Source organism: Paenibacillus pasadenensis DSM 19293 (genome assembly GCF_000422485.1).
GTDB lineage: Bacteria > Bacillota > Bacilli > Paenibacillales > Paenibacillaceae > Paenibacillus_O > Paenibacillus_O pasadenensis.
Genome location: NZ_KE383850.1, coordinates 176,580 through 198,659 on the forward strand (window position 1 = coordinate 176,580; position 22,080 = coordinate 198,659).

At 64.5% G+C, this 22,080-nt stretch carries 15 protein-coding genes; 11 read left to right on the forward strand and 4 right to left on the reverse strand.

Features of this window, described 5'->3' with window-relative positions:
- Positions 1-33 precede the first annotated feature (33 nt).
- The 4 genes from H582_RS0116485 (at position 34) to H582_RS28095 (ending at position 4,067) form a co-directional block, all read left to right on the forward strand.
- Positions 34-1,218 (forward strand): AAA family ATPase, encoded by a 1,185-nt coding sequence (locus H582_RS0116485; RefSeq protein ID WP_028599394.1) that lies wholly within the window; start codon positions 34-36, stop codon positions 1,216-1,218.
- Positions 1,215-1,787 carry a DUF4276 family protein gene (locus H582_RS0116490; RefSeq protein WP_028599395.1) on the forward strand — a complete coding sequence of 191 codons (573 nt, stop codon included), beginning with the start codon at positions 1,215-1,217 and terminating at the stop codon, positions 1,785-1,787. The genes H582_RS0116485 and H582_RS0116490 overlap by 4 nt, the downstream gene beginning before the upstream one ends.
- A gap of 148 nt (positions 1,788-1,935) precedes the next feature.
- Positions 1,936-2,619 (forward strand): response regulator transcription factor, encoded by a 684-nt coding sequence (locus H582_RS0116495; protein ID WP_028599396.1) that lies wholly within the window; start codon positions 1,936-1,938, stop codon positions 2,617-2,619.
- Entirely contained in the window at positions 2,616-4,067 is a 1,452-nt protein-coding gene (locus tag H582_RS28095; RefSeq protein WP_052333355.1) for a HAMP domain-containing sensor histidine kinase, read from the forward strand. Before H582_RS0116495 ends, H582_RS28095 begins: the two co-directional genes overlap by 4 nt.
- 209 nt (positions 4,068-4,276) lie before the next feature.
- Here H582_RS28095 and H582_RS0116505 read toward each other — a convergent pair whose 3' ends face one another.
- Positions 4,277-6,754, reverse strand: a complete 2,478-nt coding sequence (locus tag H582_RS0116505; protein ID WP_028599397.1) for a family 43 glycosylhydrolase — start codon at positions 6,752-6,754, stop codon at positions 4,277-4,279.
- A 461-nt stretch (positions 6,755-7,215) separates the two neighbouring features.
- Between H582_RS0116505 and H582_RS0116510 the strand changes: the two genes are divergently transcribed.
- The 4 genes from H582_RS0116510 to H582_RS0116525 all read left to right on the forward strand — a co-directional run bounded on the left by H582_RS0116510 (position 7,216) and on the right by H582_RS0116525 (position 11,750).
- A complete protein-coding gene (locus tag H582_RS0116510) occupies positions 7,216-8,976 on the forward strand; it encodes a glycoside hydrolase family 2 protein (RefSeq protein WP_028599398.1) in 1,761 nt (586 codons plus the stop codon).
- Between the two features lie 80 nt (positions 8,977-9,056).
- Complete coding sequence (locus H582_RS0116515) at positions 9,057-10,016, forward strand: ABC transporter ATP-binding protein (protein ID WP_240479037.1); 960 nt, start codon at positions 9,057-9,059, stop codon at positions 10,014-10,016.
- Positions 10,016-10,732, forward strand: coding sequence for an ABC transporter permease (locus H582_RS0116520; protein WP_028599400.1), 717 nt, complete (start codon positions 10,016-10,018; stop codon positions 10,730-10,732). Before H582_RS0116515 ends, H582_RS0116520 begins: the two co-directional genes overlap by 1 nt.
- Before the next feature lie 289 nt (positions 10,733-11,021).
- Positions 11,022-11,750, forward strand: coding sequence for an ABC transporter permease (locus H582_RS0116525; RefSeq protein ID WP_028599401.1), 729 nt, complete (start codon positions 11,022-11,024; stop codon positions 11,748-11,750).
- A 723-nt stretch (positions 11,751-12,473) separates the two neighbouring features.
- Here H582_RS0116525 and H582_RS0116530 read toward each other — a convergent pair.
- Positions 12,474-13,217, reverse strand: a complete 744-nt coding sequence (locus H582_RS0116530) for a class I SAM-dependent methyltransferase (protein WP_028599402.1) — start codon at positions 13,215-13,217, stop codon at positions 12,474-12,476.
- Between the two features lie 253 nt (positions 13,218-13,470).
- Entirely contained in the window at positions 13,471-14,862 is a 1,392-nt protein-coding gene (locus H582_RS0116535) for a carbohydrate-binding protein (RefSeq protein WP_043111468.1), read from the reverse strand.
- Positions 14,863-15,050: 188 nt separating this feature from the next.
- Between H582_RS0116535 and H582_RS28100 the strand changes: the two genes are divergently transcribed.
- Positions 15,051-15,980, forward strand: a complete 930-nt coding sequence (locus H582_RS28100; protein ID WP_043111469.1) for an aromatic acid exporter family protein — start codon at positions 15,051-15,053, stop codon at positions 15,978-15,980.
- A gap of 150 nt (positions 15,981-16,130) precedes the next feature.
- Positions 16,131-19,172 (forward strand): S-layer homology domain-containing protein, encoded by a 3,042-nt coding sequence (locus tag H582_RS30250; protein WP_052333356.1) that lies wholly within the window; start codon positions 16,131-16,133, stop codon positions 19,170-19,172.
- 105 nt (positions 19,173-19,277) lie between these two features.
- Here the strand turns inward: H582_RS30250 and H582_RS0116550 are convergent, their stop codons facing one another.
- Positions 19,278-20,168, reverse strand: a complete 891-nt coding sequence (locus tag H582_RS0116550) for a LysR family transcriptional regulator (protein ID WP_028599404.1) — start codon at positions 20,166-20,168, stop codon at positions 19,278-19,280.
- A gap of 190 nt (positions 20,169-20,358) precedes the next feature.
- On the opposite strand from H582_RS0116550, the gene H582_RS0116555 reads away from it, so the two are divergent.
- The gene (locus H582_RS0116555; protein ID WP_028599405.1) at positions 20,359-21,432 is read left to right on the forward strand and encodes a branched-chain amino acid aminotransferase; all 1,074 of its coding nucleotides are present in this window, start codon (positions 20,359-20,361) and stop codon (positions 21,430-21,432) included.
- Positions 21,433-22,080 lie beyond the last annotated feature (648 nt).

Below are 22,080 nucleotides of genomic sequence, written 5' to 3' on the forward strand. Positions count from 1 at the left end.
AAGGACATCAATTCCATTATTGAGGGTGAAGCGATGCATATCGAAGGCTTAAGATTAAAAAACTATAAAGTGTTCAAAGATTTGAAATTAACGGATTTGCCTAATATGGTTGTTTTCCTGGGAGCAAATGGGTCGGGGAAATCGACTTTGTTTGATGCTTTTGGATTTTTACATGATTCTCTGGTGGACAATGTCCGTGCGGCGCTTACCAAACGAGGCGGGTTCAAGGAAGTCATTTCGCGAGGCGAAAAGGGACCGATTGAATTTGAAATCAAATTCAGGCCTGACCCGGAAGAGCCTCTTGTTACTTATGAGCTTCACATTGATCTGGACGAACGTGGGCTTCCCATTGTCAGCAAAGAACTTTTAAAGTATCGTCGAGGCAAGCATGGAAGGCCATGGCATTTCCTGGATTTCTCTAGAGGCTCAGGAACGGCAATTATCAATGAAGATGAGTATGGACAATCAGGCGTGGAGGAAAAAAGAGAAGAGCAAAAACTAGACTCCCCAGATATTTTAGCGATAAAGGGGTTAGGCCAGTTTCAAAAATTCAAGCAGGTGGCTGCATTTCGAAGGCTGATTGAAGGCTGGCATGTTTCTGATTTTCACATCTATGCGGCACGTTCCAGCCAGGATGCCGGGTACGCGGAGCATCTTTCGACGACAGGGGAGAACCTTCCGCTCGTGGCCAAATTCCTCTACGAGCATCACCGTGAAAAATTCAATGCGATTTTACGCAAAATGGAAGAAAGAGTGCCTGGAGTAAGTTCGGTTGAATCTACGGAGACGGAAGATGGCCGGATCGTGCTGAAATTTCAGGATGGTTCCTTCAAGGATCCTTTCATTGCGCGTTATGTGTCGGATGGCACGATTAAAATGTTTGCTTATTTAGTGCTTTTGAATGATCCGAAGCCCCATCCGCTGCTTTGTATTGAAGAGCCGGAAAATCAGCTGCATCCAGACTTGTTATATGAACTTGCCGAAGAGTTCCGCTCCTATACCGAAGAGGGAGGACAGGTATTTATTTCGACACACTCTCCAGATTTTGTGAACGGCATTGCTCTGAATGAGCTTTTCTGGCTGACCAAGCAAGAGGGATTCAGTCACGTCAGTCGGGCTGGCGATGTGGAAATTCTTCGTAATTTGGTTCGAGAAGGCGATCTTCCGGGATATCTCTGGAAGCAAGGCTTTTTTCAAGGAGCGGGTCCTCTCCAATGATGCTTATCTTCCTCTTAGAAGAGATTTCAATGAAAGCTGCGCTCGATGAGCTTCTCCCTAAAGTGATCCCTCCTCAGGTAGCATTCATGACGATCAAGCATGAGGGGAAATCGGATTTGGAAAAGTCGATTCCGATCAAGCTGAAAGCCTTTCGTACGCCGCATACGTACTTTGTCATTTTGCGCGACAAGGACACGGGGGATTGCATGGAAATAAAGAACCGCTTGAAATCGCTATGCGAAAAGGGAGGCAGGCCAGATACATTGGTTCGTATCGTCTGCCATGAGCTGGAATCGTGGTTTCTGGGCGATCTTCAGGCTGTCGAAAAAGCATTTTCACAAGAAGGCTTATCCGAGCTTCAAGAAAAGGCTAAGTATCGCGATCCTGATCGATTAGCCAATCCTGCCCAAGAATTAGGGAAATTGGTTCCTTATCGCAAGCTTGCTGGATCAAGGGCGATTTCGCCGTTCTTAAGCGTGGACGACAACAAATCCCGCAGCTTTCAAGTTTTTATAAGCGGCATTCATTCTCTACTTAAAAAAGCAGACCATCCGATTCAATCCTCTTGATCCTCGAAACCATGGTGAAAGCGAAAGCAGCCGTGGTTTTTTTGTTGGTCCTTTTAAACGAAATTTAACTACCGCGCGGCCTTCGGGAAAGACTATGATGAAAGGATCAGCTAGCGGCTCGAACACAGGGAAGCGGAGGAGGCGGCGCATGAACGGAAAAGCGAGGCTGCTGTACATCGAGGACGATCCGGAAATCGGCGGCTGGCTGTCGCGCGATCTGCGGGAGCGCGGCTACGAGGTGGAGTGGCGGCAGAGCGGCGAAGGAGCGGAGGCGCTCGCGGAGACGGCCGACATGGCGATCCTCGACGTGATGCTGCCGGGACTGGACGGCTTCACGGTCGGACAGAAGCTCAAGCGAGGCTGCCCCGGCCTGCCGATCCTCATGCTGTCCGCCCGCTCGGCTGTCGAGGACAAGCTGCAGGGACTGCGCTTCGCCGACGATTACATGACGAAGCCGTTCCATCCGGAGGAGCTGGCCGCCCGCATCGAGGTGCTGCTGCGCCGCTTCGGCAAGGGCGAGGACCAGCCGGTGCGTCTCGGGCATCTGCTCGTCCGCCCGCGCGAGCTGACCGTCACCGACGGAGAGAGCGGGGAGGAGATCGCGCTGACGCCGAAGCAGCTGCAGATTCTGCTTTTCCTGCTGCGCCACCCCGGACGCATCCTGACGAAGGAGCAGATCTACGAGTCGGTATGGGGCGAGCCCTACCTCGAGGGGGACAAGACGGTCATGGTGCATATCCGCTACTTGCGCGAGCGCATTGAAAAGGACCCCGCCAACCCGTCGCTGATCGAGACGGTGCGCGGCATCGGCTACCGGGCGAGGCCGTCGTGAGCCGCCTGCCATCGCCCCGCCGCCTGCTCCGCCGACTCCGCCGGCCGTCGCTGCTCCTGCGCTACGGCGGCATCGTGCTGTCGGCGATCATCCTGCTGCCGCTGCTGCTCATGCTCGTCGGCGTCGTGACGATGACGTCGCTCGGCTGGCTATGGCCGCGGGACGAGCCGTCGATCTATTCGGACACGACGAAGCTGCGCCTCGCGTGGGAGGCGGAGGCGGCCGCGATGGGCGGGGAAAGTCCCGCTGAAGCGGCCGCCCGCATGGCGGCCTGGAAGGAGCGCTACCCCCGCACCTATATTTTTCGCGTCGATGCGGAGGGCCGGCTGCGGGACGTCATGCCGGCGCGCAAGGACTTGCCGTCCGTCTGGTCCGCGGCCTATACGGTCGAATATATGAAGGATGCGGTGAGCGGCGACCGCTTCACGGTCGTCAGCTTCGTCGGCTCCTCGCGCACGGAGGGCTTCATCGCGATGGAGGTGCCGCGCTATTTGACGCTGCCCTACTCGCAGCGGATGGACCGCGTGAGCGGCGGCGTATACGCGGGCGGCGTGCTGCTCATGCTCGGCCTGTTCCTGCTCGTGTCGATGCTGTTCTTCCTGCGCATCCGCCGCCGCCTCGTGCGACTGCAGGCCGCGATGGAGCGCCCGTCGGCCGGCGGCCTGCCGGAGCCGGTCGAGCTGTCGGGCGCCGACGAGATCGGAAGGCTCGAGGGCAGCTTCAACGGCATGGTGCGCCAGCTCGAGGACGCCCGCCGCCGCGAGCGGCAGGAGGAGGAGCTGCGGCGGGATCTCATCGCCCGCCTCTCCCATGACCTGCGCACGCCGCTCACCGTGCTGCGGGCCCATGCGCATACGCTGGCCAAGGAGCCGCTCGGACCTTCCGGCCGCGAGTCGCTGTCGCTCATGACGGGCAAGCTCGATTATCTCTCGGAGATGATGGAGAACCTCTTTTCCTACAACCTGCTGTCCGCGGGCAAATATCCGTACCGTCCCGAGCGGCTCGACGCCGCCCGGCTCGTCCGCACGCAGCTGGCCGCCTGGTACCCGGCGTTCGAGCAGGCCGGCCTCGAGCTGGAGTCGGATCTGCCCGAGGAGCCGCTCTGGTGGACCGCCGATCCGCGCTGGCTGGAGCGCGTGCTCGACAACCTGCTGCTCAACGTGCTGCGCCACGCCGCCGCCGGGGGCTGGAGCGCCGTGCGCCTGTCGCCGGAGGCGGGCGGCACGCTCCGCGTCGAGGATCGCGGCCCCGGCATGGACGCTCCGTCCGCGGCCAAGGGCAGCGGCCTCGGGCTGGCGATCGCGGAGCTGATGCTGCGCGAGCAGGGGCTCAGCCGCACGGTCCGGTCTTCGCCGGAGGGAACGGTCGTGGAGATCCGGCCGGCGGAGCGGGCTGGCGCGGACTCGGCCGCCGGCGGCTCGGCGGATCGAGGCGCAGATCAGCCCTGAGGCGGGAGGAGCCTCGGCCCGGCTCTGTCCGCAAGAGAGACGGCCTTCGCATCCCCACGCCGAACCTGCGGACAGGCGCCTAGCAACGCTGACGCTCAAGCGCTCCAAAACCTGAACAGCCCGACCGGGATGACGCAATCCCGGTCGGGCTTTTTTCTACGGAGAAGGATTGCTCCGAGCCTTCGCCGGCAACCGGCGCGAACTCGCCCCTACGGCGTCACCTTGACGTTGTCGAAGCGAGTCTCGTTGTACATCGAGCGCAGCCCGGCCTTGCCGTGCAGGAAGGGGGACGGGCTGTTGTCCGCGTAGGTCAGCTTCGGCGCGTTCATGTCGCCGACGTAGACGCGGATGACAGGCCCGCTGACAGACACCTTCATCTTCTGCCAGGCTCCCGAGGCGATCGGCAGCGGCGCGTAAGCGAGCTGCTGCCAGCCGTAGTTCATTTTGCCGAGATAGACTCCGTCCGGCTTCAGGAAGGCGTAGTACCCTTGCACATAGTCCGGGTTGTTCGCCAGAACGGTGCCGTTCGACGGGTTGTTCACCCGCGTCAGGATGCCGGCGTCGCCGGTCGTGCCGACCAGCTTGATGTCCGCCTCGACGGAGTAGTCCGACCACAGCGAGGAGCCGACGACCGTCTTGGCAAAGCCGCTTCCCGCCGCAGCCAGCTCCCCGCCTGCGACCGACCAGCCGCCCTCGAAGCGCGTCCAGCCGTTGTCGTTGCCGTCGCCAAAGTCGTCCGTAAATACGCTCGGAGCCTGCCCCCGCTCGAACGTCAGGCTGCTGAAGTCGAACTCGCCCTGCACCGTCTCGACCCTCAGCTCATGGTAGCCCGCCGTCAGGTAAAGCCCCTTCTTGGCGACGTTGATCCACTTCTCCCAGTCGCCGCTGCCGCTCGACTGCACGACGCCGGTCAGGTCGGCCGCGCCATCCCAGATGCGGAAGCCAACGGAAGGGAATGTCGTGGCGATGCGGGCGCTCACGTCGTACAGGCCGGTCTCGGCGACGTTGACCCGGTACGTGAGCCATTCTCCCGGCTGGTTCCAGCCGACGACCTCCTTGCCCTCGGCCGCGGAGGAACGGATGTCGACGCCGTCGCTCCGATAGGCGCCGCCGGTATTGCCGGCCGTCAGGTCATGGTAGCCGACGCTCTCCCCGCCCTTGCGGTAATGGACCGCCTCGATCGTGCCCGGCAGCGGCTTGTAGGCGTTCCAGACGCTGCTGCCCTCGACGTCGTTGCTGAACGCCGTGTAGCCGAAGTCGGCGTGGGCGTCGAGCGTCGAGTAGCCGATCCGGCCGCCGCCGAGCCCGCCGACAGCGCGCGTCTGCTTTTTCATGCCGTCCACATAGATGGAAAAGGCCGAGCCGCGCTTCTCCACGCGGATCTGATGCCACTTCGTATAGTCGTATCCAGCGGGCAATGCCGAGTATTGCCAGCCCTGCGAGACGCCGCCGACGACGAAATTCGTCTCGAGCCGGTTCAGCTTGCGGTTCAGCACGGCGGTGCCGTAGCTGTTCTCGTCCGTATAGGAGAACACCGCTCCATACAGCGGATTGGCGCTCGTGCCCATCTTCATCTGCTTGGCATGGAATTCGGCCGTATAGTCGGACTCGGTCGAGGCGGCCGTCACCTGGCGATGCCAGACGGAGGTGCCGATCGTGTCCTGCCACATCAGCTCCTGGTTGTAGATGCCCCAGGTTCCGCCGCCGACGTTGGTCCAGCCGGAGCCGATCGCCGTCCGCGCGAACCGGTCCTCGAACGTCGGTCCGGCCGGATTCGGCTGGGCGCCGGCCGTCGGGCCGAGCACGGTCATCCGGCCGCCGTTCCAGGCGACGCGGTCGAGGTTCATCTTGCGGCCGGGATACGTGGCGTTGCCCTGCGAGGCATGGCTGTGGTACACCATGTAGTCGGAGTCGAGATCGGGACCTTTCACCATGGAGCTGTGGCCGAGGCCGACGTTGCTTCCTTCCGTGCGGATGAGCACGGGATTTTGGCCTGCGGCAGGGACGAAGCCGGTCGTCGGGCTCGAGCCGGCCGCATAGTCGACGCGGTAGGCGGTGCTCCAGACGTGGTTGCCGGTATAGGTCATGTAGTAGGTTCCGCCCCGCTTGAACGTCGTCGGTCCCTCCGTCCAGCCGGCCATCGAGAACCCGGCGGACACCGGCGCGCCGAAGGAGAGCGGCGAGCTCATCGGCCGGACGTCGATCCGGTCGGCTCCCGTCGAGTAGAAATACCAGCGGCCGTCGTCGTCGATGAAGACGTGGCCGTCGATGCCCATGCCGAGATTGCTCGTCTGCACGGTGAACGGTCCGAGCGGGCTCGGGCTCGACAGCACGTAGTGGCCGTGGCCGGCCGGGGACGTGTACATGTAGAACAGGCCGTTCCAGTAGACGACCTCCGGCGCGTAGGCGCCCTTCGTGAGCGGGTCGGTCGCGCACAATCCGCGGTAGGTCCAGTCGACCAGGTTGGTCGACGACCATACCTTCACGCCGGTCTGGTCGTCGACCGTGCTGACATAGAGGTAGTAGACGCCGTTGAACTTCAGGAGGTACGGATCGCCCTCGCCGTAGAAATCCCCGTTGGCCCAATGCCAGGAGGAGGGCAGCGAGAAGGGGTTGCTGTAGGCTCCCGCGGCGGAAGGGAGCAGCACGAAGGCAGCGGCGGCGAGCAGCAGAGGCTTCCATTTCATGAACGATCATCTCCTTTGAGCGGATAAAAGCAAAAGCTTGCCTTCCCTAGGGCATCGGGCCTGTCGCCCGGCATCTCCTCCCCTCCGGCAAAGTCGCTTGATAGCGCTTGCAATTCCGGAGTATAGCAAATCGGCTGGAAAATCGAAAGAACTATTTTCGATTTTATGGAATAAATGATGAATGTTCCCATATAGCGGGAGGATAGGGCCTTGAAGCCGCTATTTATAGGGAATATTCGGCAGCGGGCAGGAAGATCGGAACTCGCCGGCTTCCGACGAGCACTCTCTCGGAAAGCCTGTCCCCATCGTGAATCGATCCGATATAGGCGAAGGAAAGCGTTGACATGAAGAAGATAGAGAGGCTATAGTCACAAGGAAAACAAATAAAATGGAATAAAACATAATAACGGTTGTATTCCTCGGTCCCGCATCGGGACGGCAAAGGAGCGCGAGAAGCGATCATGACGACGAAAAGCTACATCAAGGACTACCCCCGGCCGCAGCTGGTCCGGAGCGGCTGGATCAATCTGAACGGCGAATGGCGGTTCGGCTTCGACGACGCCGACGAGGGGGAGAGGCTCGGGTGGCCGCGGCAGTTCGGGGGCCGGCTCGGCATCCAGGTGCCGTTCACCTATGAGACCAAGGCGAGCGGCATCGGCCAGGAGGAGCATCACGCGCAGGTCTGGTACAGCCGTGCCGTGGACATCCCCGCCGAGGCGGAGGGCAAGCGCGCGCTGCTGCATTTCCAGGCGGTCGATTACCGGGCGAAGCTGTGGGTCAACGGCCATTATGTCGGCCAGCATGAAGGCGGCTATGCGGCGTTCAAGTTCGACATCACGCCTTGGCTCGCCTTCGGGGAGGAGAATACGCTGACCGTCAAGGTCGAGGACAGCCTCGACGCGACGCAGCCGCGCGGCAAGCAGCGCTGGGTGCAGGACAGCTTCGAATGCTTCTATGTGCAGACGACGGGCATCTGGCAGACGGTATGGATGGAGTTCGTCGAGCCGGCCCATCTGGCTGCGGTCAAGACGACGCCCGATCTCGACGCCCGCACCGTCCGCTTCGAGTACGAGGTGGCGGGGCTGCGTGCGGGAAGCGAGCTGCGGCTGGAGACGATCGTCACGCTGCGGGGGCAGACGGTCAAAAAGGCGAGCCTCGTCCTCGACCGGCCGCGGCTGCAGCTGGAGCTCGATCTCGTCCACGAGGCGAGCGGCCCGTGGATGCAGAGCCATTGGTCGCCGGCGCATCCGAGCCTGTACGACGTAGAGTTCATCCTGTACGAGGACGGCCGCGAGGCGGACCGCACGCTTTCCTATTTCGGCATGCGCAAGATCTCGATCGAAAAGGGGCAGGTGCTGCTCAACAACGTGCCGCTCTACCAGCGCCTCGTCCTCGATCAGGGCTACTGGCCGGACACCCATCTGACGCCACCGTCGGAGGAGGCGATCCTCGAGGATATCGGCAAGCTGCTCGAGATGGGCTACAACGGCGTGCGCAAGCATATGAAGGTGGAGGATGCGCGCTTCCTCTACTGGTGCGACGTGAAGGGCGTGCTCGTCTGGTCGGAGATGGCGGCCACGTTCGAGTTCAGCGACCAGGCGGTGGAGTGGTTCACGCGCGAGTGGATGGAGGTCGTCCGGCAGCAGTACAACCACCCGTCGATCGTCGCCTGGGTGCCGTTCAACGAGTCGTGGGGCGTCCCGAACATCCTCAAGGACGAGCGCCAGCAGAAGTTCACCGAGGCGATCTACCACTTGACCAAGGCGTTCGATCCGCATCGTCCGGTCGTCGCCAACGACGGCTGGGAGCACACCGTATCGGATATTCTGACGCTGCACGACTACGTCGAGCGCGGGGAGGAGTTCCTTCGCCGCTACGCGGCCAAGGACGATATCGTCGGCAACGGCATCAGCTTCAACAAGTCGAAATACGCCTTCGCGGACGGCTATGCGTACCGGGGCCAGCCGGTCATCGTCAGCGAGTTCGGCGGCATCGCCTTCCGCTCCGAGAAGGGCTGGGGCTACGGCAGCCAGGCGGGCAGCGAGGAAAGCTTCCTCGAGCGCTTCCGCAGCATCCACGAGGCGATCCGCGCGACGGACTACATCGTCGGCTACTGCTATACGCAGATCACCGACGTGCAGCAGGAGGTCAACGGGCTGCTGACCGAGGACCGCCGGCCCAAGGTGCCGCTGGAGAAGATCCGCGAAATCAATCTCGGGTAGCGGCTTCGCGTTTTAACCGTATTTTAACCGGCTTCCTCCCCGGGATTTAACCTCGGTCCGTTACGATGAGGTCAGAGGTGATGGACATGAATCATGGCATCGGCCAGCCCCTCGGCCAAGAGGGGCGCCAGCCCTGGCTGCTCGAGACGAGCGGCCTGACGAAGAAGCTTGGCGGCAAGGCCGTCGTGCGGGATGTGGAGCTCCGAATCGGCGAAGGAGACATTTACGGCTTTCTCGGGCCGAACGGCGCGGGCAAGACGACGACCATCCGCATGCTGCTCGGCCTCGCCAAGCCGACGCGCGGCCGCGTGACCGTATTCGGCAAGGATTTGGCGAAGAACCGGCTCGACATTTTGCGCCAGGTGGGCTCGCTCGTCGAATACCCGTCGTACTACGGCCATCTGACGGGCCGGGAAAATCTGGAGGTCGTACGCCGGCTGCTGGACGCGCCGCAGGAGCGGATCGCGGAGGCGCTCGGCATCGTGCGGCTGGAAAAGGATGCGAACCGCCTCGTGAAGGGCTACTCGCTCGGCATGAAGCAAAGGCTCGGCATCGCCGCCGCTCTGCTCGGGCATCCGCGGCTGCTCGTTCTGGACGAGCCGACGAACGGCCTCGATCCGGCCGGCATCCAGGAAATCCGCGAGCTGATCAAAAGCCTGCCGCAGCAGCGCGGAGTCACGATCCTGCTGTCGAGCCACCTGCTGTCCGAGGTCGAGCAGATGGCGACCCGCGTCGGCATCATCACGAGCGGCAGCCTGGTGTACCAGGATCGCATCGAGCAGCTGAAGCGGCGCACGGCCGGCCGCATCCGCCTTGCCGTCAGCGAGCCGGAGGCCGCCTGGAAGCGGCTGCTCGAGCAAGGCTGGGAGGCGCGGCGCGACGAGCGCGGCTTGACCGTGCCGGGCGGCGACGACCGCGACATCGCGGCGATCGTGGCGGAGCTCGTGCGGGAGCGGCATGCCGTCTACCGCGTCGAGGAGGAGCGCTCGTCGCTGGAGAGCGTGTTTCTGGAGATGACGGGCACAGGGGGGAGCCTCTGATGCTGGCGCGGGCGATAGCGGCCGAATGGCTCAAGCTGAAGCGGAAATGGATCCTGGCGCTGGCGGTCATCGGCCCGCTCGGCGTCGTCCTGCTGCAGGCCGTCAACTATGGGCTCCGCTATGACTACGTGATGAAGCAGAATGCGGACGATCCGTGGGGCGGGCTGCTCCAAGCGACGACCGGCCTGATGCTGCCGGCGCTGTTCATCGGGTTGGCGCTCGTCGCCTCGCTGTCCGCGGGCGTCGAGCATGCGGCAGGCGGCTGGAAGCAGCTGCTGGCGCTGCCGCTGACGCGGCTGCAGGTGTTCGCGGCCAAGACGCTGCTCACGCTGCTGCTCCTGCTGCTGTCATGCACGCTGCTGGCCGTCTTTACGCTGGCGTTTGGCGCCGTGCTTGGATTCAGCCTGCAGGAGCTGCCTTGGCCCGATCTGCTGCGGCAGTCGTATGCGCCGTATGCGGCGGCGATGCCGTTCGTCGCGCTGCAGATCGGGCTGTCGCTCGCCATCGGCAACCAGGCGGTGCCGATGACGATCGGGGTGCTCGGCATGGTCGTCAGCCTGTTCGGCATGCTGCTGCCGGACTGGGTTCCGTACAACTGGCCGTGGCTCGCGCTGAAGGCGGAGACCGCGCTGCGTGCGGCAGCGGCGGGGCTGGGCGGAGGCTTGCTGCTGCTCGCGGCCGGCTGCATGCATTTTACGCGGAAGGATGTGAGCTGACATGAGGCTGCTGCTGTCGGGAAGAAAGCAGCGTTGGGGCAGGAGAAGGCCGCTGTCGGCCGACTGGATGCGAGAGGGGCGTGTGTCGGCATGAGAAGACTGCTGTCGGCCGAATGGACGGGAGAGGGGCGTGCCGGCATGAGGAGATTGCTGTCGGCCGAATGGACGGGAGAGGGGCGTGAGCCGTCATGAGGAGACTGCTGTCGGCCGAATGGACGGGAGAGGGGGCGTGAGCCGTCATGAGGAGACTGCTGTCGGCCGAATGGACGGGAGAGGGGCGTGAGCCGTCATGAGGAGACTGCTGTCGGCCGAATGGCTCAAGCTGCGCCGCTCCATCGTCTGGCTGCTGCTGCCGGTCAGCCCGCTGATCGCCTTCGCCGTCGCCTGGAAAGCCCCGCTGGAGGCGATCGGCGGAGCGGGCTGGATGGAGGCGTACATCATCAGCGCCAATGTGCACGGACTGATGTTCCTGCCGCTGCTCGTCGGCATCTTTGCGGCGCTGCTGTGCCGCTTCGAGCATGCCTCGGGCGGCTGGAAGCAGCTGCTCGCGCTGCCGGTTCGCCCAGGCGCGGTCTATTTGTCCAAGCTGGCCGCGCTGGCCGGGCTTGTCGCCTTGCTGCAGCTGCTGCTCGGAGCGGCGCTGCTCGCCGGCGGCCTGCTGCGAGGCATGGACGGCGGCGTGCCGTGGGCCGAGCTCGGCCGGGCGCTGCTCGGCGGCTGGGTCGCCTGCCTGCCGCTAGCAGCGCTGCAGCTGTGGGCTTCGTTCGCGTGGTCCAGCTTCGCGGCTCCGCTCGTGCTGGGCACCGTGTTCACGCTGCCCAACATGCTCGTCGTAAACTCCGAGCGGTTCGCCCCCTGGTACCCGTGGGCACAGCCGCTGCTCGCGATGATGCCGCGATCGGAGGAAGGCTTCGGCGCATTCAACGTCCCCGCCGAGTCGCTGTTCCTCGTCATCGGCGGCAGCTTCGCCTTGTTCCTTGCCGCCGGCTGGCTGCATTTCCGCCGGCGGGCGGTGTAGCGGGCCGGGTCGGCTGGGGGCGCGGCGGCCGACACGACCGGGGGGCGCAGCGGCCCGAGGCCTAATCCAAGGCAGAAAAGTGCCTTGGATGGGCCGGATCTCGGCTGGATAGCCGAATCCAAGGCAGAAAAGTGCCTTGGATGGGCGGATCCCGGCTAGATGGCCGAATCCAAGGCAGAAAAGTGCCTTGGATGGGCGGATCTCGGCCGAAGGGGCCGGAACCAAGGCAGAAAAGTGCCTTGGATGGGCCTGATCCCGGCTGAATGGCCGAATTCAAGGCAGAAAAGTGCCTTGGATGGGCGGATCTCGGCCGAAGGGGCCGGAACCAAGGCAGAAAAGTGCCTTGGATGGGCGGATCTCGGCTGGATGGCCGAATCCAAGGCAGAAAAGTGCCTTGGATATGCGGATCTCGGCCGAAGGGGCCGGAACCAAGGCAGAAAAGTGCCTTGGATGGGCCGGATCTCGGCCAAAGGGCCGAATCCAAGGCAGAGGAGTGCCTTGGATTCCCGAGAATCGGCCGAATGGCCGGAGTCTCAAGATTGAATAAAGCGTCCGAGTCACCTTAAGGTGGCACGGACGCTTTTCAGGTTTCCAGCAATGGCCGAGTTAGCCCCCGACTAGCTCCAGCAACCGACCGCCCTAGCAACCGACCGCCCTAGCAACCGACCGCCCTAGCAACCGACCGCCCTAGCAACCGACCGCCCCAGCCCCCGACGGCTCCAGCTACCGTCTGCCGGTCTTGTCGGCCGCGATCAGGAAGAACATCGGCCGACGGACCTCCTCCGCCCAGGCGGGATTGCGCTCGAGCATCTCCGCCGTCGGAGCGAGCTCCGACAGCTGGCGGATCGAGAAGCCGGCGGCGAGCAGCGCGTTCAGATACGTGGAGACGGTGCGATGATACTTGATGACGTCGCTGCCGAGGAAGCGGGCGGAGCGCAGGCCCTGGTCGTGATAGCGGTCGACGGGCCAGTGCAGCTTCTCGCCGTTCGTCCCGTACTGCCAGTCCTGCGCAGGTAGGGCGGTGAAGATCGGATGCTCGACCGAGAAGACGAAGCTGCCCCCGTCCGCGAGCGCGTCATGCACCTTGACCGCAGCCGCGGCGAAGTCGCCGACATAGTGGAACGCGAGCGAGCTCAGCACGACGTCGAATTCCCCCGGAAGGAAAGCGATGTCTTCGATCGCGCCGCGCCGAAAGTCGATCGCGGGATCGTCGGTCAGCTCGCGGGCGCGTTCCAGCATCTTTTCCGACAGGTCGATGGCGAGCACGGACGCCGCCCCTTGCTCCCGCGCGTAGCGGGCATGCCAGCCGTAGCCGCAGCCGAGATCGAGCACGCGCTTGCCGTCAAGCGGCGGCAGCATGGCGCGTAGCGCCGGCCATTCGCCGGCGGCGTCCAGCCCGCCCTGCGAACGGGGCATCCGGCTGTAGCGGTCAAAAAACTCCGGATCGTCGTATTTGTTTTCCTTCATCGTGCAAGCCCCCTTTTCTCTTATTTTACCTCGCCCGACCGCAGCGCAACCGGCAGAGAACGGCTTGAGCCGTTTTTTATGCGTGGCCGGCATCCGGCGCAAGAACGGGAAGGCCAGCCAAGACGGGCCATGCCAGCCAAGTCGGGCTATGCCAGGCATGGCCGGGCGACGCTGCAATCATGCGAAAGCCCGGCCTCTCGGAAGAGGCCGGGCAATGGACATGCGGCTTCGCGCAGCGGCGGGAACAACCGCTTTAGCCGAAGTAGCCCTTCATTGCGTTGGACCAGACGTAGCTCGTCGTTTTGTCCCAGTTGATCGACCAGGTCATGACGCCGCGGAAGCCGGAGTAGCCGCCCGGAGTCTGCAGCGTGTACTGGCCGCCGAACGATTGGCCCTTGGTGAGGTAGTTCAGCGCCTTGACGATGTCGGCCGGCTGCGTGTAGCCGCCGCCCGCCGCGGCCGGAGACGACGGCAGGCCGATCGCGACCTGGTCGGCGCGCAGCGCCGGGAACAGGTTGCTGGCGTTGCCGGCGATCGGGAAGCCTTTGAGCAGCACCTCGGCCATCGCGACCTGGAAGTCGGCCGTGCCCTGGGCGTAGGACTTGCCGTCGAGTCCTTGCATGGAGCCGCTGTTGTAATGCTGGACGTGGATGTAGTCGAGCTGGTCGCGCACGGCGTGGATGACCGGTAGGTAGGCGCCCCACGGGCCGCCGTAGGCGATCTGGCCGCCCTGCACGTACGCCGTTTCCGGCGCCATCGTCAGATCGAAGCCGGAGCCGTACGTCGCCATGATCTCCTTGATGGCGCTGATCAGGTTGACGACCTTGGGCGTCGTCGGGTTCTTGAAGTCGGTGTCGCCGCCGTTCAGCGACAGCGAGCTTCCTTCGAGGTCGATGTCGATGCCGTCGAAGCCGTACGTATTGATGATGTTCTTCAGCGAGCTGACGAAGCTGGCCTTGGCTGCCGCCGTGTTCAGCTCGACGGTGGCGTTGGCGCCGCCGATGGAGATGTGCACGCGGCGTCCCTGGCTTTGCAGGTAGGCGACGTCGGCCTTGAACTGGGCCGGGGTCGTCTGGAACGGCACGAACGTGAGCGTCGCATGGTCGCTCAGCGTCTCGGCGAAGCTGACGTTGATGACGTTGAAGTTCGGCGACACGTCGCGCAGCGGGATGACGCCGGAGCCGTTGTCGAAGTTATGCCAGTAGCCGACGACGACCTTGCCGGTCGAAGGCGTGGCCGAAGGAATCGGCGTGGCGGTCGGCGCGACCGTAGGCGTCGGAGTAGCGGTGGGAACCGGCGTCTTGGTCGGAGTCGGCGTCACCGTCGCGGTAGGCGTCGGCGTCACGGTCGGCTTGGGCGTCGGCGTGGCGGTCGGAGTCGGAGTGGCCGTCGGCGTGGCGGAAGGCGTCGGAGTCGGCGTCGTGCCGCCCGTCGGCGTCCACAGCGCGGGCACGTTCGGCGGCTCCCAGCCGGTCAGCGCCGTATGGGACTGCACGCAGCGGTAGTCCTTGCCGGCGTACGTCACGACGTCGCCCGCCTTGTAGGCGGTGCCGGGCGTCCAGGCCGCGGCGCCGAACACCGTTGCCGGCACGATCGCCACCAGCAGCATGAGGATCAGGGTAAGGGCAAGACTTTTGCGTTTCATCAATCCATCCCCTTTCGGAATTTCCTTGCGGAATCTTCTACTCTATTGGACCACTGAAATAGATTTCAGATAAGGGAGAATATTCCGAGAATCAGGGGCAGATTTTTTGAAGAAAGACGCCGGTTCGTCACGGAACTTCGCGGATGCTATAATCGGGGTGACATTTTTGACGAGACAAGGAGCGAATCATGAGGATCGGATTCCGTACGCTCAAAACCGCCGTCGGCGTCAGCCTGTCGGTGCTGACCGCCCAGCAGCTCGGACTGCTCAACTTCGCCTCCGCCGGCATCCTCACGCTGCTCTGCATCCAGAAGACGAGGCGCCAGTCGTTCAACGCGATCTGGGAGCGGCTGCTCGCCTGCCTCGTCGGCATCGCGGTCTCGGGGCTGGCCTTCGAGCTGGCCGGCTACTACGCGCTGCTGTTCGTGCCCATCTACCTGGTGCTGATCCCGCTGTGCGTCGGGCTGCGCTGCACCGGCGGCATCGCCAGCAGCTCGGTCATCATGATGCATGTGTACATCCACGGCGACCTGACGCTCTCGTTCATCGGCAACGAGCTGGCGCTGATCGCGATCGGCCTCGGCCTGTCGCTCGTCGTCAACCTGTACATGCCGGGCATCGAGCGTCAGGTGATGACCCTGCGGCGGCGCATCGAGGACAACATCGAGCGCATCCTGCGCGAGCTGGCGATCTATCTCAAGGACGGCAGCAGCCTGTGGGACGGCCGCGAGCTGCTGGAGCTCGACAAGCTGCTGGAGCAGGCGCGGGCGCTCGGCGTGCAGGCGACGGAGAACGACTTCAGCGGCCGGCGCAGCCTGTTCTACACCTACTACGAGACGCGAAGGCGCCAGGCCGACATCCTCAAGACGATGATGCCGCTCGTCTCCCAGGTCGACGCGAGGCTGGAGCAGGGCCGCCGCATCGGCGAGTTCCTGGACGATCTGGCCGACCACTGGAACACGATTCCCGGCGGCCGCGACTACCACGAGCGGCTGCGCTCGATCCGCGACTACCACAAGGAGCTTCCGCTGCCCGAGACGCGCGAGGAGTTCGAGACGAGGGCCAGCCTGTACGGCATGGCCAACGAGCTGGAACGGTTCATCCTGACCCTGGCTTAGGGCGTGCTTCCAACATGCCCTAAGGCCGGAGGACGGGGGGCCGTTTTTTTATTTCTTTACTAAAGCATCATGAAACGCTGATCCTCCGCTGAATGAAGTCCCGTACGCTAATGGGCGATGCAACCACAACGGACAGGCAGGAGGAAGCGCATGAGACAGTGGGTACGGAAAGGGCTCGGCATCATGCTGAGCGCCGCGCTGGCGGCCGGCATCGCATGGCCGGGGGCACAGCCGGCGCAAGCCGCGGAGGAGACGCCGCTCAAGCTGGTCGAAGGGGGCGGCAACTGGAAGGTGCTGGTGACGCCGGCCGATCAGGGCAGCGTCTGGAGGGCGGTCTACGACGACTCGTCATGGGACGCGGGGACGGCTCCGCTCGGCTACCCGGTACGGGCGGAGACGGCGACGTCGAGGTTCGGCGGCATCGCCACGACGATCGGCTACGGGGGCAGCAGCAGCAACAAGTACCTGACGACATATTTCCGCAAGACGGTGCAGCTGAGCGGCGCTGCCGACTACAAGCGCTTCGTCGGCAGCTTCGGCGTCGACGACGGCATGGTGCTGTATGTCAACGGGACGGAAATCGCCCGCTACAACATGCCGGAAGGCCCGATCAGCTACTCGACCCTGTCGGTCGAAGGCAAATCGGCGCCGCTGTCGTTCTACGACGTCGACCTGACGGACAAGCTGGCCGGCGTCGTCAAGGAAGGCGCCAACGAGATCGCCGTCGAGGTGCATCAGCAGAGCAAAAGCAGCTCCGACCTGTACTTCGACATGGAACTGCTGGCGTACAAGACGGCGGGGCAGACGCCGGTCGATCCGCCGCAGTCGCCGCTGCCGCAGTCGGTGGCGCTGACGTTCCATGGAGATCCGCGCACCGAGCTGGGCGTCGCCTGGTATACCTATGAGGACTACCCGGGCACGAAGCTGCAGGTCGCCGAGAAGAGCGGCGCTCCGGCGGGAGGCGGCTTCCCGGCGGACAAGGCGCTGACGTTCGAAGGCTCCGCGGAGCGCGTCGAGACGTACCAGACCAAGGCGGACAAAGCCGCCGGCAAGAAGACGGTCTACCAGAGCCACAAGGCGAAGGCGGTCGGCCTGAAGCCGGGCACGGACTATGTGTTCCGCGTCGGCGACGGGGAAGACGGCCATTGGAGCGGCACCGGCTCGTTCCGGACGGAGGCGGCGCAGCCGGAGGCGTTCACGTTCCTGTATACGACGGATTCGCAAGGCACGACCGACGCGGACTTCGTCACCTGGGCGCATACGCTTCAGGAAGGGCTGGACCGGTTCCCGCAGTCGGCGTTCGTCGCCAATACGGGCGACCTGGTGGACAACGGCGACCTCGAGGAGCAGTGGTCCTGGTTCTTCGACAAGCCCAAGGAGCTGCTCATGAGCCGGCCGCTCGTGCCGCTCGTCGGCAACCACGAGTCCAAGAGCTACGGCAACTTCACGCAGCACTTCAACCTGCCGAACCTGTCGCAGACGGGCGCCAAGCCGGACGGCTCGGTGTACTCGTTCGACTACGGCCCGGCGCACTTCATGGTCATCAACACGGAATATTCGCTTGCCGCGAGCAGCGCGGAGTACCAGCAGATCTACCGCAACCAGGTGGAATGGCTGCGCGCCGAGGCGGCCCGCACGGACAAGAAGTGGAAGGTCGTGCTGCTGCACAAGTCGATGTACTCCGTCGCGAGCCATGTGTCGGACAGCGACGTCGTGAGCTTCCGCTCGGAGCTGACCAAGGTGTTCGACGAGATGGGCGTCGACCTCGTGCTCGGCGGCCACGACCATACGTATACGCGCAGCTTCCAGATGCTCGGGGGCGAGGCGCAGAAGGACAAGCTGCCGGATGCGGACGGACAGGTCGTCGATCCGAAGGGCACGCTGTACCTCATCACCAACGCGGCCGGCGACAAGCGCTACAACGTCAAGACCGGCATGGAGTTCCCTTACGCGGCCAAGTACGAGCAGCCGGGCAAGGAGATGTTCACCGGCGTGCAGGTGAGCGACGATTCGATCGGCTTCCAGGCGTACACGACGACGGAGGCGGGCACGACCGATGCTTACGACGCCTACCGCATCAAGCGCACGGACGCCGCTCCGGCGGCGGTGCGGGACGCCCGCTGGTCGGTGAACGCGGCCGGCAAGCTGCAGGTGGAATGGACGGCTCCGGCCGGCGCCGCTCCGACCGCCTACCGCCTCTATGAGCGCACCGACGCGCTGGGCGCGAACTGGACGGTCACAGTGCCGCATGTCGATGGAAAGACGGCCTACGCTTACGTGCTCGAAGGAGCCGATCCGAAAGGCAAGTACGAGCTTGCCGTCCGCGCCACGGCGGGACGCGGCAACTCTGCCGCGGCGTTCGTGAAGACGAACGCGGAGACGGCGACGCCGACGCCGACGGCGAGCGCGACTCCGACGCCAACGCCGACGGCGAGCGCAAGCCCGACGACATCGCCAAGCGCAAGCCCGACGACATCGCCAAGCGCAAGCCCGACGACGTCGCCGAGCGGAACCCCGGCGCCGACTCCGGTCGTCACGCCGACGCCGACGCCATTGCCGAGCGCAAGCCCGACGGCAAGTCCGACCCCGGCGCCGACGAGCAGCCCTACCCCGGCGCCATCGGCGCTGCCGTCGGCCACGCCGGCCCCGGCGCAGATCAAGGACGTGCCGGCGACGCACTGGGCGTCCGCAAGCATCCGGCAGGCGATCCAGCTCGGCATCGCCCAAGGCTATGAGGACGGCAGCTTCCGTCCGGACGCCTCGGTCAGCCGCGCGGAGCTGGCGGTGCTGCTGGCGCGGGCGCTGCAGCTTCCGTCGGCCGGCGGACAAGCGGCGTTCAAGGACGCCGCGCAGATTCCGGCCTGGGCGCGCGGCTCCATCGCCGGCGCAGCCGGAGCCGGCCTGATCGGCGGCTACGAGGACGGCAGCTTCCGTCCGGACCGCGCGGTCACGCGCGCGGAGCTGGCCGTGCTGGCCGCCAAGGCGGCCGGCCTGAGCCCGGCCGCCGGCGCTCGGCCGGACTACGCCGACCTGGCGAGCATCCCGGCGTGGGCGCGGCCGTCGGTGGCCGCCCTGCAGCAGGCCGGCCTCATGGGCGGCATCGGCGGCGACCGCTTCGCTCCGACGGCTCCGGTGACGCGGGCGCAAGCCGCCGCGCTGCTGGTGCGGCTGAGCGCGCCGCAAGCGGCCTAGGCCGCGGTTCCGGATCGCGGACAATAGCAGACAAGCCAAAGGCACCCTCCTCGAGGGTGCCTTTGGCTTTTTCACCTGCACAATCATCCAGGCCAGCTGTTCCGGTCAAGTCTGAAGCAGCGTCGCGATGAACCGCTCCGCGCTCTTGGACAGGTACCGGTCCTTGCGCCAGACGATGCCGACCTCGGAGTGGAAGCGCTCGCCGCCGAGCTCGCGCAGCTCGATGCCGGACATCTGGAACGAGGCCAGCACGGAGCGCGGCAGCACGGTCGCCCCGATGCCTTCGGAGACGAGCGCGAGGATGACGGCGACGCTGGAGCATTCGCACAGGATATGCGGCTCGCAGCCGGCCAGCCGGAACTGCTGGAGCAGCTTCTCGTGCATGGCGGTCGTGCGCTCGGTCTTGAGCGTGAGGAAAGGATGCTCCGCCAGCTCGCCGAGCGAGATCGGCCCCCCTCTCTCGGGCGCCCAGCCCGCAGGCAGGATGGCGGCGAAAGGGTCCGAAGGCAGCGGAGCGATCTTGTAGGCCGACGGCTCCGAGTCGAACTCGAACGGCAGGCGCGTCACGATCAGCTCGATCTCGCCCGCGTCCAGCTCCTGGCCGAGCGAGAAATGATCCCCTTCATGCACCTTGAACGTCACGTCGGGATACTGGCGGTGGAACTTGCGGATCGGATCCGGCAGCAGCGAGATGCACGAGACGACCGCCCCGACGGACAGCACGCCGCGGATGCCCTCGCCCTGCTCCCGCACCTCCTGCAGCGTGTCGGAAAACTCGCGCATGAGCCGCTCCGCGCGCTCGAGCAGCAGCTTGCCGGCGGCGGTCAGCCGCAGGCTGCGTCCCGTGCGGTCGAACAGCACGACGCCGAGCTCCTCCTCCATCTGCCGCAGCTGGCGGCTGAGCGGCGGCTGCTCCATGTGCAGCGCGCGCGCCGCGCGCGTAATCTGGCCTTCGCGGGCAATCGTCACGAAGTAATTCAGCTGGCGCATATCCATACGGAAGACTCCTTTCGGCAACAATGGAAAAGCCTGGCGGCTGCGGGCGATCGTCCGGAATGCCATACCCGGAAGGTATGGAGAACTGAATGAAACCGATCCTTTCACTATAGGGGATCAAGTGGTAGGATGACTAGTAGAAGAATGCTCGGACGCCGCACGAGGCGGACGACGGAAGGAAGGATCGCAGATGGCTTACGAGTTCAAGATCGAGCGCACCAAGGAGCCGAAGGCCAAGGAGTCGCTTCAAGGCTCCGTATTCGGCACCCGCTTCACGGATCATATGTTCATCCTGGATTACGACAAGGGGCAGGGCTGGCATGACGGCCGCATCGTGCCCTACCAGCCGATCACGCTGGATCCGGCCGCCAAGGTGTTCCACTACGGCCAGACGATCTTCGAGGGGCTCAAGGCGTACCTGACCGAGGACGGCCGCGTGCTGCTGTTCCGTCCGCGGAGCAACATCAAGCGCATGAACCTGTCCAACGCGCGCATGAGCATCCCGACGATCGACGAGGAGCTGTTCCTCGAGGCGCTGCGCCAGCTGCTCGTCGTCGAGCGCGACTGGGTGCCGTCCGAGGAAGGCACGTCGCTGTACGTCCGTCCGTTCGTCATCGCGACGCAGGCGACGCTGGGCGTGGCTCCTTCCCACCAGTACAAGTTCATGATCATCCTGTCCCCGGTCGGCGCGTATTACTCCGAGGGCGTCAATCCGGTCTCCATCTACGTCGAGTCCGGCTACGTGCGCGCGGTGCCGGGCGGCGTCGGCGAGGCCAAGACGGCGGGCAACTACGCGGCCGGCCTGCAGGCGCAGGAGGAAGCGACGGCCAAGGGCTACTCGCAGGTGCTGTGGCTGGACGGCGTGCACCGCAAGTACATCGAAGAGGTCGGCAGCATGAACGTGTTCTTCGTGCTCGGCGACAAGGTCGTCACGCCGGCGCTGAACGGCAGCATCCTGCACGGCATCACGCGCGACTCGGTCATCTCGATGCTCCGCCACTGGGGCTACGAGGTCGAGGAACGCCAGCTGTCCATGCAGGAGGTCGCCGACGCGCATCGGGCCGGCACGCTCGTCGAGGCGTTCGGCACGGGCACGGCGGCGGTCATCTCGCCAATCGGCGAGCTGTACTGGCAGGGCGAGGCGATGAAGGTGAACGAGGGCCGCACCGGCGACCTGTCGCAGCGGCTGTACGACGAGCTCACCGGCCTGCAGCGCGGCGAGAAGGAAGACCCGTTCGGCTGGACGGTCGAGCTGCAGGGCTGACGGATCGGCGGACGGCGGAATGACGAATTGTCGGACGGCGAAATGACGGACCGGCGTATCGCTGGATCCGCGGAATGACGAATCGACGGAACGATGGATCGTCGGAATGATGGATCGGCGGAATGACGAATCGACGGAACGCTGGATCGGCGGAATGACGGTCGACGGACCGTAATGCATGCGCGCGTAGAGGGGCGGCTTCCCGCAAGGGGAGCCGTCTTTTTGTCGTTCGCGGAGGTGGCGATCGCCGCCCGCGGAGCCGATCGCGCCGCTGCGGCCGCCTGTCCGGAGGCGTCGCTGAGGGCTGGAGGCGCCACACCGCTGCGGGCGCCTGACTGGAGGCGCCGCTAGGGGGTTGAACCGTCGCACCGCTTCGGGCGCCTGGCCGAAGGCGTCGCTGGGGGCTGGAGACGTCGCGCTGCGGGCGCCTGGCCGGTGGCGCCGCTAAGGGCTGGAGCCGTGCCCTGCGGGCACCTGCTCAGATGATGGGCGGCCTCTTGCAGGGGGGCGTCTGTTTGTTGGTTGCCAAGCCGAGGTTTTTCTTTCGCAGCGCAGTGAGTCTAGCCTCGGATGTGCCGCATCCAGGGCTGCCTGCGAATGCTAATGATACTCAGAGACGCTATTTGCTGATTTTCGAGCCTTTTTGTC

Coding starts and splice junctions, on each gene's coding strand:
- H582_RS0116535 (WP_043111468.1), bottom strand. CDS start 14,862: ATGAAACGCAAAAGTCTTGCCCTTACCCTGATCCTCATGCTGCTGGTG.
- H582_RS0116485 (WP_028599394.1), top strand. CDS start 34: ATGCATATCGAAGGCTTAAGATTAAAAAACTATAAAGTGTTCAAAGAT.
- H582_RS30250 (WP_052333356.1), top strand. CDS start 16,131: ATGAGACAGTGGGTACGGAAAGGGCTCGGCATCATGCTGAGCGCCGCG.
- H582_RS0116530 (WP_028599402.1), bottom strand. CDS start 13,217: ATGAAGGAAAACAAATACGACGATCCGGAGTTTTTTGACCGCTACAGC.
- H582_RS0116515 (WP_240479037.1), top strand. CDS start 9,057: ATGGACATGAATCATGGCATCGGCCAGCCCCTCGGCCAAGAGGGGCGC.
- H582_RS28100 (WP_043111469.1), top strand. CDS start 15,051: ATGAGGATCGGATTCCGTACGCTCAAAACCGCCGTCGGCGTCAGCCTG.
- H582_RS0116520 (WP_028599400.1), top strand. CDS start 10,016: ATGCTGGCGCGGGCGATAGCGGCCGAATGGCTCAAGCTGAAGCGGAAA.
- H582_RS0116550 (WP_028599404.1), bottom strand. CDS start 20,168: ATGGATATGCGCCAGCTGAATTACTTCGTGACGATTGCCCGCGAAGGC.
- H582_RS0116525 (WP_028599401.1), top strand. CDS start 11,022: ATGAGGAGACTGCTGTCGGCCGAATGGCTCAAGCTGCGCCGCTCCATC.
- H582_RS0116505 (WP_028599397.1), bottom strand. CDS start 6,754: ATGAAATGGAAGCCTCTGCTGCTCGCCGCCGCTGCCTTCGTGCTGCTC.
- H582_RS0116490 (WP_028599395.1), top strand. CDS start 1,215: ATGATGCTTATCTTCCTCTTAGAAGAGATTTCAATGAAAGCTGCGCTC.
- H582_RS0116510 (WP_028599398.1), top strand. CDS start 7,216: ATGACGACGAAAAGCTACATCAAGGACTACCCCCGGCCGCAGCTGGTC.
- H582_RS0116555 (WP_028599405.1), top strand. CDS start 20,359: ATGGCTTACGAGTTCAAGATCGAGCGCACCAAGGAGCCGAAGGCCAAG.
- H582_RS0116495 (WP_028599396.1), top strand. CDS start 1,936: ATGAACGGAAAAGCGAGGCTGCTGTACATCGAGGACGATCCGGAAATC.